This is a genomic window from Cellulomonas sp. HZM, assembly GCF_000708885.1.
In the GTDB taxonomy this organism is placed as follows: Bacteria; Actinomycetota; Actinomycetes; order Actinomycetales; family Cellulomonadaceae; genus Cellulomonas.
The window spans coordinates 94719-107552 of sequence record NZ_JEOE01000002.1 but is presented as its reverse complement, the minus strand read 5'-3'; the positions used below and the strand labels follow the sequence as shown (position 1 = coordinate 107552).

16 protein-coding genes are annotated in these 12834 nt (G+C 73.1%); 8 read left to right on the top strand and 8 right to left on the bottom strand.

The features are described 5' to 3' along the window. Nucleotides 1-7 precede the first annotated feature (7 nt). On the bottom strand, nucleotides 8-1393 hold the full coding sequence (gene lpdA / locus AW16_RS0102355) for a dihydrolipoyl dehydrogenase (protein ID WP_029287865.1): 1386 nt from the start codon (nucleotides 1391-1393) through the stop codon (nucleotides 8-10). Nucleotides 1394-1569: 176 nt separating this feature from the next. On the opposite strand from lpdA, the gene AW16_RS0102350 reads away from it, so the two are divergent. Next, nucleotides 1570-1920, top strand: a complete 351-nt coding sequence (locus tag AW16_RS0102350; RefSeq protein ID WP_029287863.1) for a hypothetical protein — start codon at nucleotides 1570-1572, stop codon at nucleotides 1918-1920. Between the two features lie 46 nt (nucleotides 1921-1966). Here AW16_RS0102350 and AW16_RS0102345 read toward each other — a convergent pair whose 3' ends face one another. Continuing rightward, complete coding sequence (locus AW16_RS0102345) at nucleotides 1967-3454, bottom strand: leucyl aminopeptidase (RefSeq protein WP_029287861.1); 1488 nt, start codon at nucleotides 3452-3454, stop codon at nucleotides 1967-1969. A 134-nt stretch (nucleotides 3455-3588) separates the two neighbouring features. On the opposite strand from AW16_RS0102345, the gene AW16_RS0102340 reads away from it, so the two are divergent. Genes AW16_RS0102340 through AW16_RS0102325 form a run of 4 tightly spaced genes read left to right on the top strand, consistent with a single transcriptional unit; the run spans nucleotide 3589 to nucleotide 5681 of the window. Continuing rightward, entirely contained in the window at nucleotides 3589-3948 is a 360-nt protein-coding gene (locus AW16_RS0102340; RefSeq protein ID WP_029287860.1) for a hypothetical protein, read from the top strand. Next, complete coding sequence (locus tag AW16_RS0102335; RefSeq protein ID WP_051681591.1) at nucleotides 3945-4424, top strand: hypothetical protein; 480 nt, start codon at nucleotides 3945-3947, stop codon at nucleotides 4422-4424. The genes AW16_RS0102340 and AW16_RS0102335 overlap by 4 nt, the downstream gene beginning before the upstream one ends. A gap of 4 nt (nucleotides 4425-4428) precedes the next feature. Beyond that, nucleotides 4429-5469, top strand: a complete 1041-nt coding sequence (locus AW16_RS0102330) for a quinone-dependent dihydroorotate dehydrogenase (RefSeq protein WP_029287856.1) — start codon at nucleotides 4429-4431, stop codon at nucleotides 5467-5469. Then, a complete protein-coding gene (locus AW16_RS0102325; RefSeq protein ID WP_029287854.1) occupies nucleotides 5469-5681 on the top strand; it encodes a hypothetical protein in 213 nt (70 codons plus the stop codon). Before AW16_RS0102330 ends, AW16_RS0102325 begins: the two co-directional genes overlap by 1 nt. Nucleotides 5682-5685: 4 nt before the next feature. Here AW16_RS0102325 and AW16_RS0102320 read toward each other — a convergent pair whose 3' ends face one another. After that, nucleotides 5686-7128 (bottom strand): PLP-dependent aminotransferase family protein, encoded by a 1443-nt coding sequence (locus AW16_RS0102320; RefSeq protein ID WP_034647997.1) that lies wholly within the window; start codon nucleotides 7126-7128, stop codon nucleotides 5686-5688. 61 nt (nucleotides 7129-7189) lie between these two features. Here AW16_RS0102320 and AW16_RS0102315 point away from each other — a divergent pair, with 61 nt between their 5' ends. Beyond that, nucleotides 7190-7921 carry a YitT family protein gene (locus tag AW16_RS0102315; protein ID WP_081861414.1) on the top strand — a complete coding sequence of 244 codons (732 nt, stop codon included), beginning with the start codon at nucleotides 7190-7192 and terminating at the stop codon, nucleotides 7919-7921. Here the strand turns inward: AW16_RS0102315 and AW16_RS0102310 are convergent. Beyond that, nucleotides 7837-8328: a MarR family winged helix-turn-helix transcriptional regulator gene (locus tag AW16_RS0102310; RefSeq protein WP_051681590.1), complete on the bottom strand. Its 492-nt coding sequence runs from the start codon at nucleotides 8326-8328 to the stop codon at nucleotides 7837-7839. The two genes, AW16_RS0102315 and AW16_RS0102310, sit on opposite strands and share 85 nt — an antisense overlap. A gap of 87 nt (nucleotides 8329-8415) precedes the next feature. Here AW16_RS0102310 and AW16_RS0102305 point away from each other — a divergent pair, with 87 nt between their 5' ends. After that, nucleotides 8416-8598, top strand: coding sequence for a hypothetical protein (locus tag AW16_RS0102305; RefSeq protein ID WP_231495924.1), 183 nt, complete (start codon nucleotides 8416-8418; stop codon nucleotides 8596-8598). Nucleotides 8599-8605: 7 nt separating this feature from the next. Here AW16_RS0102305 and AW16_RS0102300 read toward each other — a convergent pair whose 3' ends face one another. Beyond that, nucleotides 8606-9613 carry an aldo/keto reductase family protein gene (locus AW16_RS0102300; RefSeq protein WP_029287844.1) on the bottom strand — a complete coding sequence of 336 codons (1008 nt, stop codon included), beginning with the start codon at nucleotides 9611-9613 and terminating at the stop codon, nucleotides 8606-8608. A gap of 31 nt (nucleotides 9614-9644) precedes the next feature. Beyond that, nucleotides 9645-10247, bottom strand: coding sequence for a DUF3043 domain-containing protein (locus AW16_RS0102295; RefSeq protein ID WP_029287842.1), 603 nt, complete (start codon nucleotides 10245-10247; stop codon nucleotides 9645-9647). A 32-nt stretch (nucleotides 10248-10279) separates the two neighbouring features. Here AW16_RS0102295 and AW16_RS0102290 point away from each other — a divergent pair, with 32 nt between their 5' ends. Then, the gene (locus AW16_RS0102290) at nucleotides 10280-11617 is read left to right on the top strand and encodes a dipeptidase (RefSeq protein ID WP_029287840.1); all 1338 of its coding nucleotides are present in this window, start codon (nucleotides 10280-10282) and stop codon (nucleotides 11615-11617) included. Between the two features lie 31 nt (nucleotides 11618-11648). Here AW16_RS0102290 and AW16_RS0102285 read toward each other — a convergent pair whose 3' ends face one another. After that, entirely contained in the window at nucleotides 11649-12173 is a 525-nt protein-coding gene (locus tag AW16_RS0102285; RefSeq protein ID WP_029287839.1) for a thioesterase family protein, read from the bottom strand. A 55-nt stretch (nucleotides 12174-12228) separates the two neighbouring features. After that, on the bottom strand, nucleotides 12229-12828 hold the full coding sequence (locus AW16_RS0102280) for a DJ-1/PfpI family protein (protein WP_029287837.1): 600 nt from the start codon (nucleotides 12826-12828) through the stop codon (nucleotides 12229-12231). Between the last annotated feature and the right edge of the window lie 6 nt (nucleotides 12829-12834).

Here is a 12834-nt window from a genome sequence, read left to right as displayed (position 1 = left end):
ACCGGGGTCAGTTGTGGGCGTGCAGCGGCTTGCCGGCGAGCGCGAGGTGGGCCTCTCCGAGGGCCTCGTTCTGCGTCGGGTGCGCGTGGATGAGGGAGGCGACGTCCTCGGGGTAGGCCTCCCAGTTGACGATGAGCTGGCCCTCGCCGATGAGCTCGCCCACGCGGTCGCCGATCATGTGGACGCCGACGACGGGGCCGTCCTTCTGGCGCACCAGCTTGATGAAGCCCTGCGTGCCGAGGATCTTGCTCTTGCCGTTGCCGGCCAGGTTGTACTCGAGCGTCTCGACCGCGTCCTCGCCGTGGACCTCCTTGGCGCGCGCCTCGGTGAGGCCGACCGAGGCGACCTCGGGCTGCGAGTACGTCACGCGGGGGATGCCGGACTCGACGATCGGCTGCGGGTTCAGGCCCGCGATCTGCTCGGCGACGTAGATGCCCTGGGCGAAGCCGCGGTGCGCGAGCTGGAGGCCGGGGACGATGTCGCCGACGGCCCAGATGTTCGCGACGCCCGTGTGCAGCTTCTCGTCGGTGATGACGAAGCCGCGGTCGAGCGTGATGCCCTGTGCCTCGTACCCGACGTCGGACGTGCGAGGACCGCGGCCGACCGCGACGAGCAGCACGTCGGCGTCGAACGTCTTGCCGTCCTCGAGCGTGACGTGCACGCCGTTGTCGTCCTGCGTGACGCCCTGGAACCGGACGCCGAGGTTGAACTTGATGCCGCGCTTGCGGAACGCGCGCTCGAAGGCCTTCGACAGCGCCTCGTCCTCGTTCGGGACCAGGTGGGGGAGGGCCTCGATGATCGTGACGTCCGCGCCGAACGACTTCCACACGCTCGCGAACTCCGAGCCGATGACGCCGCCGCCGAGGATGATCGCCGACTGGGGGACCCAGTCGAGAGCGAGCGCCTGGTCCGAGGTGATGACGCGACCGCCGATGTCGAGGCCGGGCAGCGAGCGCGCGTACGAGCCGGTCGCCAGCACGACGTGCTCACCGGTGTAGGTGGTGCCGTCGACCTCGACCGTGTTCGGGCCGGTCAGCTTGCCGTAGCCCTCGATGACCGTGATCGCGCGCGACTTGATGAGGCCCTGCAGACCCTTGTACAGGCCGCCGATGACGGTGTCCTTGTACTGGTTCACGCCGGCCATGTCGATGCGCTCGAGCGAGGAGTGCACGCCGAAGTGCGCGCCCTCGCGAGCGTTGTCCGCGAGCTCCGCCGCGTGCAGCAGCGCCTTCGTCGGGATGCAGCCGTTGTGGAGGCACGTGCCACCCACCTTGTCCGCCTCGACGAGCGCGACGCTCTTGCCCAGCTGGGCCGCGCGCAGAGCCGTGGCGTAGCCGCCGCTCCCCGCTCCCAGGACGACGATGTCGAAAGCGGTGCCGTTCGTGTCGGCCACGTGCAGACTCCTCTACGCAGGCATGGAGAGACCGATCTTGTCGATCCCGGCGTCCATCTTGTCATCCCGCCTGGCCGCTCACGAACCAGGACGCCGCGCCGGCCGTGTGACTCTCGGAACAACCGTGGGCACCGGTGCGGCGCACCCCGCCGCACCCGCCCGGCTACTCTCGGCCCATGGGTCTGTTCTCGCGCCGCCGCTCCTCGACCTCCGACGCGTCGGACGTGCCGACGAGCGACCGCGCCGCGCGGGAGGCGACGGTCGCGCACCTGACCGACTTCGTGCGCACGCGCGTCGGCGTCGAGGCGTACGTCGAGCCCGCCACGAACGTCACCCAGACGACCGTGCTCCTCGTCGCGACCGACGGCGAGTGGACCCGCCGTCGCGTCCCGGACGCGCCGACGGCCGTGAAGCTCGCGCGGGCGCTGGAGATCCCTGTGTACGACGTCCAGCGCACCGGGTACCCGCAGCGTTGGCGCGACTACAACGAGCGGCAGCGCATCGAGCGCAAGCGCACCATCGTCTGAGGCGTGCTTGACCGGCGGATCCGGTCGGCGGGTCCGGTCGGCCAGGTCAGTGCGCCGCGCGACCCTCGACGAGCTGCAGGAGCGTGCGGACCCCGACGCCCGTGCCGCCGACCGGCGTGTACCCGTGGGCCGACTTCTCGTTGAACGCCGGCCCGGCGACGTCGAGGTGACCCCACGGGGTGTCGCCCACGAACTCGCGCAGGAACACGCCCGCGGTGAGCATGCCGCCCCAGCGGTCGCCGATGTTGGCGAGGTCCGCGACCTTCGAGCGCAGGCCGGCGCGCAGCTCCTCCGGGAGCGGCATGGGCCAGAACAGCTCGCCGCTCGCGTCGGCGGCACCGACGAGCTCGGACCGAGCGTCGTCGGTGCCCATGACCGCGGACACGCGGTGGCCGAGCGCGACGACCTGCGCGCCGGTGAGCGTCGCGATGTCGACGACGAGGTCGGGGCCCTCCTCGACCGCCGCGACGAGCCCGTCCGCCATGACGAGGCGGCCCTCGGCGTCGGTGTTGAGGACCTCGACGGTCTTTCCGCCGCGGATCGTGATGACGTCGGAGGGCCGCTGGGCGGTGCCCGACGGCATGTTCTCGGCGAGGCACAGCCATCCCGTGACGGCGACCGGCAGCTCGAGGCGGGCCGCCGCGACGACGGTGTGCAGCACCGCGGCGGCACCCGCCATGTCGGACTTCATCGCCTCCATTCCGGCGGCGGGCTTGATCGAGATGCCGCCCGAGTCGAACGTGATGCCCTTGCCGACGAGTGCGACGTGGCCGCGTGCCCGCGAGGGGGAGTAGGCGACCTTGACGAGCCGGGGCGGGCGCGCCGAGCCCTGGCCGACGCCGACGAGTCCGCCGTAGCCGCCCGAGGCGAGCGCCTTCTCGTCGAGCACCGTGACCTTGAGGCCCTTGGCGCCCGACTGCTTCACGGCGGCCTTCGCCTCGTCCGCGAACGCCGCCGGGTACAGGTCGTTCGGGGCGGTGTTGACGAGGTCGCGCGTCCCGTGGACGGCCGCGGCGACCACCTGGGCGCGGGCCAGCGCCTGCTGGGCGGCCTTGCTGCGTGTCGCGTCGGTCACGACCTCGATGCGCTCGACGGGTGCGTGGTGCAGCTCGTGGTACCGGCTGAACGCGTACGCACCGAGCAGCGCGCCCTCCGCGACGGCACCGACGGCGGCGGCGTCCGGCGCGGGCAGCGCGATGGCGACCGACTCGACGCCGGACAGCTCGCGCGTCGCCGCGCCGGCGGCCCGGCGCAGGGTCTCCGCACCGGCGGGCGTCGCCGCGTCGGTGCTGCGCTCGCCGACACCCGTCACGACGAGGGTCGCGGCCTTGATCCCGAGACCGGGGAGCCGGCGCACCTCGTCGACCCCACCCGTGATGCCGAGCCGCGCCGCGTCGCGCGTGAGGAGCTGGTCGAGCTCCTTCGGCAGCCAGGGGGCGTCGACGACCGCGACGGACGTGCCGCGCGGGCGCACGGCCACCACGACCGCGTCGACGGAGAGCTGGGCGGGGTTCTTCGACGTCAGGGAGATCACGGGCCGATCGTAGTCCGCGTCACCGACGCCCCGGCTCGTGGTGTGGACGGCGCCAGGTGCGGACGGCGCGGGGTGTGGGACGGCACACGGACCTCCGGCCGGCCGGTGCCGTCGTGCCGGTACGGTGGGGCCTCGTGGTCCTGCCCCTCGCGCTGCTGGTCGTCGCGCTGTGCGTCGTCCTGGCCGGCTGGGCGGGCTGGTTCGTGGCACGCGACCGTGCCGTGGTGCTGCGCCAGCTGTGGGGCGGGGCCGTCGTCGAGGCGGTGCTCGTCGTGCAGGCGTTCGTCGCGGGCGTCGTCGCCCTGACAGGGGACCACGACGTCGACCCGGCCCTGTTCTGGGGTTACGTCGTGACGCAGCTCGTGGTGCTGCCGATCGCCGCCGCGTGGGCGTTCGCCGAGCGGACGCGGTGGAGCTCGGTGGTGCTGCTCGTCGCGGCCCTGACGGTCGGGTTCCTCGAGTACAGGCTGCTGCAGATCTGGGGAGTGGTGTGAGCGTCACGCACGTCGAGCAGGGAACGCGCCCCACGGGGTCCGGTCCCGGGCGGCTCCTGGTCGCCGTCTACGGCGTGCTCGCGCTCGCCGCGACGGCCCGCGGCATCTACCAGGTCGCGACGAAGCTGTCGGACGCCCCCGTGGCCTACCTGCTGTCCTTGTTCGCCGGGATCGTCTACGTCGTCGCGACGTTCGCGCTCGCGACCGACCGGCGCCGCGTCGCCTGGCCCGCGGTGCTCGTCGAGATGGTTGGCGTCCTGACCGTCGGCACGCTCTCGGTCGTCGACCTGGGGGAGTTCCCCGACGAGACGGTGTGGTCCGGCTTCGGTGCGGGCTACGGCTACGTCCCGCTCGTGCTGCCGTTCCTCGGCGTGTGGTGGCTGTGGCGGACCGGCCGACCATCCGCAGAGCCCGCGGTCCCGACGGATGGTGGCGCGGACGACGAGGCGCACGAGCCGCCGTCGACCCTAGGGTGATCGCGTGTACCGCCTGCTGTTCGACCTCGTCTTCCGCCGCATGGACCCCGAGCGCGCCCACGAGGTCGCGTTCCGCCTGATCCGCGGGGTCGGTCGCACACCCGTCCTGCGCGACGTCGTCGCGGGCGTGCTCACGCCACCGCGGTCCGGGGCGGTCCAGGTCTTCGGCCGCACGTTCCCGTCACGCTTCGGCCTCGCCGCCGGCTTCGACAAGGACGCGCGGGGCGTCGAAGGCCTCACGATGCTCGGTTTCGGCTTCGTCGAGGTGGGGACCGTCACCGCGCACCCGCAGCCGGGCAACGAGAAGCCGCGGCTGTGGCGCGTGCTGGACCAGCGGGCGCTGCGCAACCGCATGGGCTTCAACAACGGGGGTTCGCAGGAGGTCGCGGAGCGGCTCGCCGCGCTGCGTGCCACCCGGCGCGGCCGTGGCCTGGTCGTCGGGGTGAACATCGGCAAGACGAAGGTCACGCCGGCCGACGAGGCGCCCGCCGACTACGCGATCTCGGCGGCACGCCTCGCCCCGCTCGCGGACTACCTCGTCGTCAACGTGTCGTCGCCCAACACGCCGGGCCTGCGCGACCTGCAGGCGGTCGAGCAGCTGCGACCGATCCTCGAGGCGACACGTGTCGCGGCCGACGAGGCCACCGCGCGGGTCGGCCGCCCCACCGTCCCGCTGCTCGTCAAGATCGCGCCGGACCTGTCCGACGACGACGTCGACGCGGTTGCGCTGCTCGCAGCCGAGCTGGGACTCGACGGCGTGGTCGCGGTCAACACGACGATCGCGCACGACCTGGGCCCCGGTGGCCTGTCGGGCCCGCCGGTGCTCGACCGCGGCCTCGACGTCGTCGCACGCCTGCGCCGGGCGCTCGGCCCGGACGCGGTCGTCATCGGGGTCGGTGGCATCAGCACCGCGGCCGACGCGCTCGAGTACCTCGCGGTGGGGGCGACGCTCGTGCAGGGCTACACCGGGTTCATCTACCGCGGGCCGTTCTGGGCGTCGCGCATCGGGCGGTCGCTCGCGCGCGACCTCGGGGGCCGGTCGTGATGGCGCTGCGGCCGCAGTGGGAGTGGCGGCTGGACGCGGCGGACGGCACGGACGTCGAGCGCCCCGGGAGCCCGGTGTTCACGTCGCAGTACGACGCCGAGCAGTGGATCGGCGAGCACTGGCGCTCGCTCGCCGCCGCGGGGGTGGCGAGCGCGACGCTTCTGCACGAAGGCGAGCCGGCGGCACCTCCGCTGCCGATCCCAGCCGTCTGACCCGTCAGACCACCATCCGGGCGGCTGCCGGGGCGGTGTCGGTCGGGTCCAGCACCGCCCAGGCCGACGCGAGCGCGTCGACCGCTCGTCGCAGCTCGTCCACCGGGCGTGAGAACGGCAGCCTCAGCCTGTCCTCGAGGCTGCCACCGACGCCGAACGACGGTCCGGGCGCGACGCGCACGCCGTGCCGGACGCCGAGCGCGGCGAGCGCTGACGACACGGGTGCGCCGAGGTCTGCCCACACGCACAGCCCGCCGGCCGGCACGGGCACGCGCCACTCGGGCAGAGACGTGCGCAGGAGCCCGACGAGCGCGTCGCGGCGTGCGCGCAGCTCGGCGCGCCGGCGATCGAGGGTGCCGTCGTCGTGCTTGAGCAGGTGCGCCGCGACGAGCTGCTCGAGGACGGGCGTGGCGATGTCGATGCGCGCGCGCGTCGTCGCGAGCCGTGCCACGAGGTCGGGGTGCGCGCGCACCCAGCCGACGCGCAAACCGCCCCAGTACGACTTCGACATCGACCCGATGGCCACGACGTGCCCGCTCGCCGTCCCGTCCCCGGAGAACGGCTCGGGCGCCGCGCCGTCGAGCGTGAGCTCCGTGAGCGCCTCGTCGGCCACCACGGTCGTGCGGTGCCGGCGCGCGATCGCCCGCACGCGGGAGCGGTCGTCGGACGACAGGCTGGTGCCCGTGGGGTTGCGGTGGTCGGGGATCAGGTAGACGAGGCGTGGTGCGCTCTGCCGGATCGTGGACTCGAGCAGCTCGACGTCGAGCCCGTCGTCGCCCGACGGCACGGCGACCGGCCTGGCACCCGCTGCGCGGACCGACTCGATCGCGTGCGGATAGGTGGGCTGCTCCACGACCACGCGCTCGCCCGGTCCCGACAACGTGCTGACGAGCAGCGAGATGGCCTGCTGCGCGCCGGTCGTGACGAGGACCTGCTCGGGCGACGTGGGCGCGCCGCGCGCGGTGTGCATGTCCGCGACGGCCTGCCGCAGCACGGGCAGGCCGAGCGGGTGGTAGCCGGTGCCGGCGAGGTGCCGGGGGAGCTCGTCGAGCGCCGCGAGGTACGCGGGGTGCAGCGCGGAAGGTGCGGACGGTGCGGCGATCGTCAGGTCGACGACCTCGTCGTCGGTGGCCGTCACGCGGGGGAACGGGACGGCCTCGGCGCCCGGCAGCGTGGTGACCGTGCCGGAGCCGCGCCGGCTCGTGAGGTAGCCCTCGACGCGCAGCACGTCGTAGCAGGCCGTCGTCGTGGTGCGGGAGACGTCGACCGCGGTGGCGAGCTCACGCTCGCTGGGCAGGCGCGTCCCGATGGGGACGGAGCCGGACAGCACCGCGGCGCGCAGCGCGTCGGCGAGGGCCGTGTACGCGGGTCCGGGCCGACGCCATGCCCCGAGCAGCTGGGCGAGCCTGCGGCCCGAGACGCGGCGGTCGGACGTCAGATCCGTCATGAGGCCACTGTGTCATGAATGGCTATGGAACTGCAGGCCAATCGGGCGTGAGGATGACGCCATGACCACCGGATCCGCCTGGCGCCTCGCACCGCCCGTGGGCCGTCGCGGCGCACAGCTCCTCGTCGGTCTCGTGCTGTACGCCGTGTCCATGGCGCTGCTCGTGCACGCCGGCCTCGGCAACATGCCCTGGGACGTCCTCACGCAGGGCGTCGCGCGCTCGACCGGCGCGTCGTTCGGCGAGGTGACGGCGGCGATCAGCCTGTTGGTGCTGCTGTGCTGGGTGCCGCTGCGGCAGCGCCCGGGACTCGGGACGGTGGCCAACGTGGTGGTCATCGCCGTGCTCGTCGACCCGTTCCTGGCGCTGCTCGACCGGCTCCCCGACGCGCTGCCGCTCGGTGCGCGGGCGGCCATGGCGGTCGGGGGAATCGGGCTCAACGCGCTCGCGACCGGCCTGTACGTCGGTGCGCGGCTCGGACCGGGCCCTCGTGACGGGTTGATGACGGGCATCGTCGCTCGCACCGGCTGGCCCGTCGCCGCGGTGCGCACCTCGATCGAGGTCGCGGTCGTCTCGGCCGGGTGGCTGCTCGGCGGCACGGTGGGTCTCGCGACGCTCGCTTACGCGTTGCTCGTCGGGCCGCTCGTGCACGTCCTGCTGCCGCGGTTGATGCTCGACGAGCGGGTGACGCCGGTCGTGCGCGACGTCGCTCAGGACCCGAGGTCGGGTGCGGGACCGGACGTGCCGGAGCTCGCGCCGGACCTCGCGCCGGACGTCGCGTCGACGAGCAGCTGAGCCGCCGTACGGATCTGCTCGATCTGCTCGGGCGTGAGCCCGAGCCCGGCGACCATCGCACCCGGGATGGGCACGGCCTGCGCGCGCATCGCCCGGCCGGCCTCGGTCGGTGCGACCAGGAGCACACGCTCGTCCTGGGTGCCCCTGTCCCGCGTGACCAGGCCCATGGCCTCGAGCCGCCGTACGAGCGGTGAGGTCGTCGCGGGCTCGAGGTGCAGGATGCCGGCGAGGTCCTTGAGGGGCAGGGGGCCGTGCTGCCACAGCGCCAGCATCGCGAGGTACTGGGGGTGTGTCAGGCCGAGCGGCTCGAGCAGGTCGCGGTAGAGGCCGACGAGGCCGCGCGCCGCAGCGGAGACCGTGAGGCAGACCTGCGCCTCCACCGCGAGGGGATCGGTGACGTCGTCCATCGCGCCATCGTAGCCGTATAGTGAGCCCACTGATCATGAGTGCACTAACGAATGGGGTGGACGATGCCTCGCAAGCCGCGTCGTGACATGACCGAGTGGCTGCTCACGTACCTCGGTCCCGCGCAGGTCGGGAACATCCGCGGCGTCGGCCGCCCCGTGACGCAGGCCGAGCGCGACCGGGACGCGGCCCTCGTCGACGGCTTCGAGCGCGTCGTCGGGCCCGACGGGCGCGCGTTCCTCGTGGAGCGCGCGCCCGCCGACCCGGAGTAGCGGCTCGTCAGCGCCGCGGAGAGTTCTTCTCGGTCTCCCGCGGGTCCGTGACGACCGAGTCGCCCAGCACCTCGTCGATCCGCGTCATGAGCTCGACCGGGATGGTGACGCCCGAGGCCTTGACGTTCTCGGCGACCTGCTCGGGACGCGAGGCGCCGATGATCGCCGCCGCGACGTTCTCGTTCTGCAGCACCCAGGCGACCGCGAGCTGTGCCATCGACAGGCCGAGCTCGTCGGCGACGGGACGCAGGTCCTGCACGCGGCGCAGCGTCTCCTCCTGCTCGAGGAAGCGCCCGATCATCTGCGCGCCGCCCTTCTCGTCGGTGCCGCGCGAGCCCTCGGGGGCCGGCTGCCCGGGCTTGTACTTGCCCGTCAGGACGCCCTGGGCGACGGGGGACCAGACGATCTGCGACAGGCCCAGCTCGGCGGAGGTCGGCACGACCTCCTCCTCGATGACGCGCCACAGCATCGAGTACTGCGGCTGGCTCGAGACGAGGCGGAACCCGAGCTGCGTCGCGAGCTCCTGGCCGGCGCGGATCTGGTCGGCGGTCCACTCGGAGACGCCCACGTACAGGGCCTTGCCCTGCCGGACGACGTCCGCGAACGCCTGGATCGTCTCCTCGAGCGGCGTGGCGTGGTCGTAGCGGTGGGCCTGGTACAGGTCGACGTAGTCCGTCTGCAGCCGCTGCAGCGAGCCGTCGATCGACTCCATGATGTGCTTGCGCGAGAGGCCCGAGTCGTTCGCGCCATTGGGGCCTGTCGGCCAGAAGACCTTCGTGAAGATCTCGAGGCTCTGGCGGCGCTCGCCCTTCAGTGCCTCGCCGAGCACCGACTCGGCGACCGTGTTGGCGTACACGTCGGCCGTGTCGAAGCTCGTGATGCCCGCGTCGAGCGCGGCCCGCACGCACGCGGTGGCGGTGTCGTTCTCCACCTGCGAACCGTGCGTGAGCCAGTTCCCGTAGGTGATCTCGGTGATCTTGAGGCCGGAACGGCCGAGGTTTCTGTAGGCAACCATGACCCGACCCTACGTCGGTCGGCAGGGTGCCTCAGACCGGCTTGACGCCTCGCTTGTTGCGCGCCTTCGGCAGGCGCGTGGGGCGCAGCTGGAAGGCGCGCATGATCGCGTAGAGCGCCAGACCCTTCAGCGGCTGGTTCTCGCCGAACTTGGCGCGCAGCGCCTTGCGCAGGCCGCGCCACAGGATGTAGGCGTCGACGAGCGCGGCGATGACGTACACGTACAGCACCAGCATCGCGAGAGCGGCGAGGTTCGGGCTCGCGCTCGCCAGCGTGATCTGCAGGACGAGGAACACCGCGGCCACCGGCAGGAAGAACTCGCCGAGGTTGAAGCGGCCGTCGACCCAGTCGCGGACGAACGTGCGCACGGGTCCGCGGTGCGCGGGCGGCATGTTGTTGATGTCGCCGGTCTGCATCGCGCGGTACTCGGAGTTGCGCGCCTCGCGTGCCGCCGACTTCGACGCCTTGCCCGCCTGCTTGCGGTCCGCGGGGACCAGCGGGCGCTTGTTCGCGGCCTCGGCGTCCTTGCGCTTCGGTGTCGGACGGCCCTTGCCGCCGGCCTGCGGCTGCTCGTCGGAGGTAGCCGCGGCGGTCACGTCGGCAGCGTCGGCAGGGGTCTTCTCACGTCCGGGCACCCCTCCAGGGTAGTCGAGTAGCGTGCTGAGCCGTGACCACCGACGACCTGCGGGCCCGTACGAGCGAGGCCTTCCCCACGCTGAGATCCGACCTCGAGGCGCTCGTGCGCATCCCGAGCGTCTCCAACCCCGAGTTCGACCAGACGCACGTCGACGCGAGCGCGACGGCCGTGGCCGACCTGCTTCGCGGCACCGGCATCGACGACGTCCGCGTGCTCCGCGTCCCCGGCGGGCGCCCGGCGGTCGTCGCACGCCGGCCCGCTCCGCAGGGTGCGCCGACGGTCCTGCTGTACGCGCACCACGACGTGCAGCCGCCCGGCGACGACGCCGACTGGGACACCCCGCCATTCGTACCCACCGAGCGCGACGGACGTCTGTACGGACGTGGCGCGGCCGACGACAAGGCGGGCGTGATCGCCCACGTCGGAGCGCTGCGCGTGCTCGGCGAGGACCTCGGCGTGGGCGTCACCGTCTTCGTCGAGGGCGAGGAGGAGATCGGGTCGCCGACGTTCCTCGACTTCCTGCAGGCGCACCGCGACGAGCTGGCCGCGGACGTCATCGTGGTCGCCGACTCGTCGAACTGGGCCGTCGGCACGCCGGGCCTGACCACGTCGCTGCGAGGGCTGGTCGACTGCGAGGTCGAGGTCGCAGTGACGAGCCACGCGATCCACTCGGGCATGTTCGGGGGGCCGGTGCTCGACGCGCCCACGCTGCTCGCGCGGCTGGTCGCGACGCTGCACGACGAGCACGGCGACGTCGCGGTCGCGGGCCTCGTGCACGCGCCGGACCCGGTGGTCGACTACGACGAGGCAGCGTTCCGCGCGGATGCCGGGGTGCTCGACGGCGTACGGCTCGCCGGCACCGGACCGCTCACGGCCCGGATGTGGACGCGCCCTGCCATCGGCGTGATCGGCTTCGACGCACCGCGCGTCGCGAGCGCGTCGAACACGATCACCCCGCGTGCGACGGCGAAGCTCTCGATGCGCATCGCCCCGGGGCAGGACCCTGTCGCGGCGATGGCCGCGCTGCGCGCGCACCTCGAGGGCAACGCGCCCTTCGGTGCCCAGGTCACGGTGCGTGACGGCGAGAAGGGCAAGCCCTTCCAGGCGCCCCAGGACTCGCCCGCGATGCAGGCCGCGCGGTGGGCCTTCGAGGCGGCGTGGGGGACCGAACCCGTCGACATCGGCATCGGTGGCTCGATCCCGTTCATCGCGGACCTGCTGGACGTGTTCCCCTCGGCGGCCATCCTCGTGACGGGCGTCGAGGACCCCGACTCGCGCGCGCACGGTGCGAACGAGTCGGTGCACCTCTCCGAGCTCGAGAAGGTCGTGCTGGCAGAGGCGCTGCTGCTCGCGAGGCTCGCGGACTGAGCCGTCCGCGGCCGCGGGCGTCGCCGTGCCGTCAGCGCGCGGCGACGTCCACGGCCCGCGCCCACGTCGCGACGTCCTCGGGGAGCGCCGGGGACGCGACGGGTCCCTCGAGCAGCGCGACGACGTCCGGTGCGGGTACCCGCACGCCGTCGCGCGCGAGGAACCGTCCGGCCACGACGCCGCGGGCGACGTGCTCGCCCCCGCGTGAGAACGACTGGTCGAGGTAGACCACGCGGGCGTCCCAGCCGAGGACGGTCGTCGTGATGTCGAAGCGCTGCCCCAGCGTCAGCGATCGGCGGTACTTGATCGTCTGCGCAGCGACGACCGGGTACCAGCCGCGCTCGTTCAGCGCACCGAACGAGCCCAGGTCGGCGAGGAAGTTGCTGCGCGCGACGTCCATGCACTGCAGGTACACGCCGTTGTTGACGTGGCGGTACAGGTCGAGGTCGGTCGGCCAGACGCGCATGCGCGTCACCGAGGGGTCGAACAGGCCCTGGCCGGGGACGGCGCGGCGCGGTCGGAAGGTCGCGAGCGCGAGCTGGAGCGTGCGGGTCACGGGCCGATGTTACCCAGCGGTAGACCGCGTCTTCCCGGTACCCGACGGGACGTCGTCACACGGGCGGTTCCGGGTCGTACTGGATGCCGCGGCGCACGGCACGGGCAGCCTCGACGCCCTCCAGCCGGGCCACCAGGTGCAGCGCCATGTCGATGCCGGCGGAGACCCCCGCCGACGTCACGACGTCCCCGTCGTCGACGAAGCGCGCCTCGTCGTCGGGCAGGACGCTGGGGTCGAGCGCGACGAGCTCGTCGAACGCCGCCCAGTGCGTGGTCGCGGGCCTGCCGGCCAGCAGCCCGGCCGCGGCGAGCACGAGCGCACCCGTGCACACGCTCGCGACGAGCGGGGTCGCCGCCCGTACCTCGCGCACCCACGCGAGGTGATGGGTGTCGGCCGCCAGCGCGCGCGTGCCCTGGCCGCCCGGGTACACGAGCACGTGCAGCGGCCCGACCTCGTGCGCCGACGTGTCCGGGACGAGGCAGAGCCCCTTGGCGCACCGCACGCCCTGGCCGTCCGAGGAGAAGGTCAGCACCTCGGGTCGCAGCGGCGAGTGCAGCGCCCACGACGACAGCACGTCGTAGGGCCCGACCACGTCGAGCTCCTCGGCGCCGTCGAACACGAAGACGCCGATCCGCAGCGGGCTGCCCGTGGACATCGCGAA

Excerpts from the sequence above, each read along its gene's own strand:
- AW16_RS0102305 (WP_231495924.1), top strand. The coding sequence starts at position 8,416 with ATGACCGAGTGGCTGCTCACGTACCTCGGTCCCGCGCAGGTCGGGAAC.
- AW16_RS0102325 (WP_029287854.1), top strand. The coding sequence starts at position 5,469 with ATGGCGCTGCGGCCGCAGTGGGAGTGGCGGCTGGACGCGGCGGACGGC.
- AW16_RS0102350 (WP_029287863.1), top strand. The coding sequence starts at position 1,570 with ATGGGTCTGTTCTCGCGCCGCCGCTCCTCGACCTCCGACGCGTCGGAC.
- AW16_RS0102315 (WP_081861414.1), top strand. The coding sequence starts at position 7,190 with ATGACCACCGGATCCGCCTGGCGCCTCGCACCGCCCGTGGGCCGTCGC.
- AW16_RS0102280 (WP_029287837.1), bottom strand. The coding sequence starts at position 12,828 with ATGTCCACGGGCAGCCCGCTGCGGATCGGCGTCTTCGTGTTCGACGGC.
- AW16_RS0102320 (WP_034647997.1), bottom strand. The coding sequence starts at position 7,128 with ATGACGGATCTGACGTCCGACCGCCGCGTCTCGGGCCGCAGGCTCGCC.
- AW16_RS0102300 (WP_029287844.1), bottom strand. The coding sequence starts at position 9,613 with ATGGTTGCCTACAGAAACCTCGGCCGTTCCGGCCTCAAGATCACCGAG.
- AW16_RS0102310 (WP_051681590.1), bottom strand. The coding sequence starts at position 8,328 with ATGGACGACGTCACCGATCCCCTCGCGGTGGAGGCGCAGGTCTGCCTC.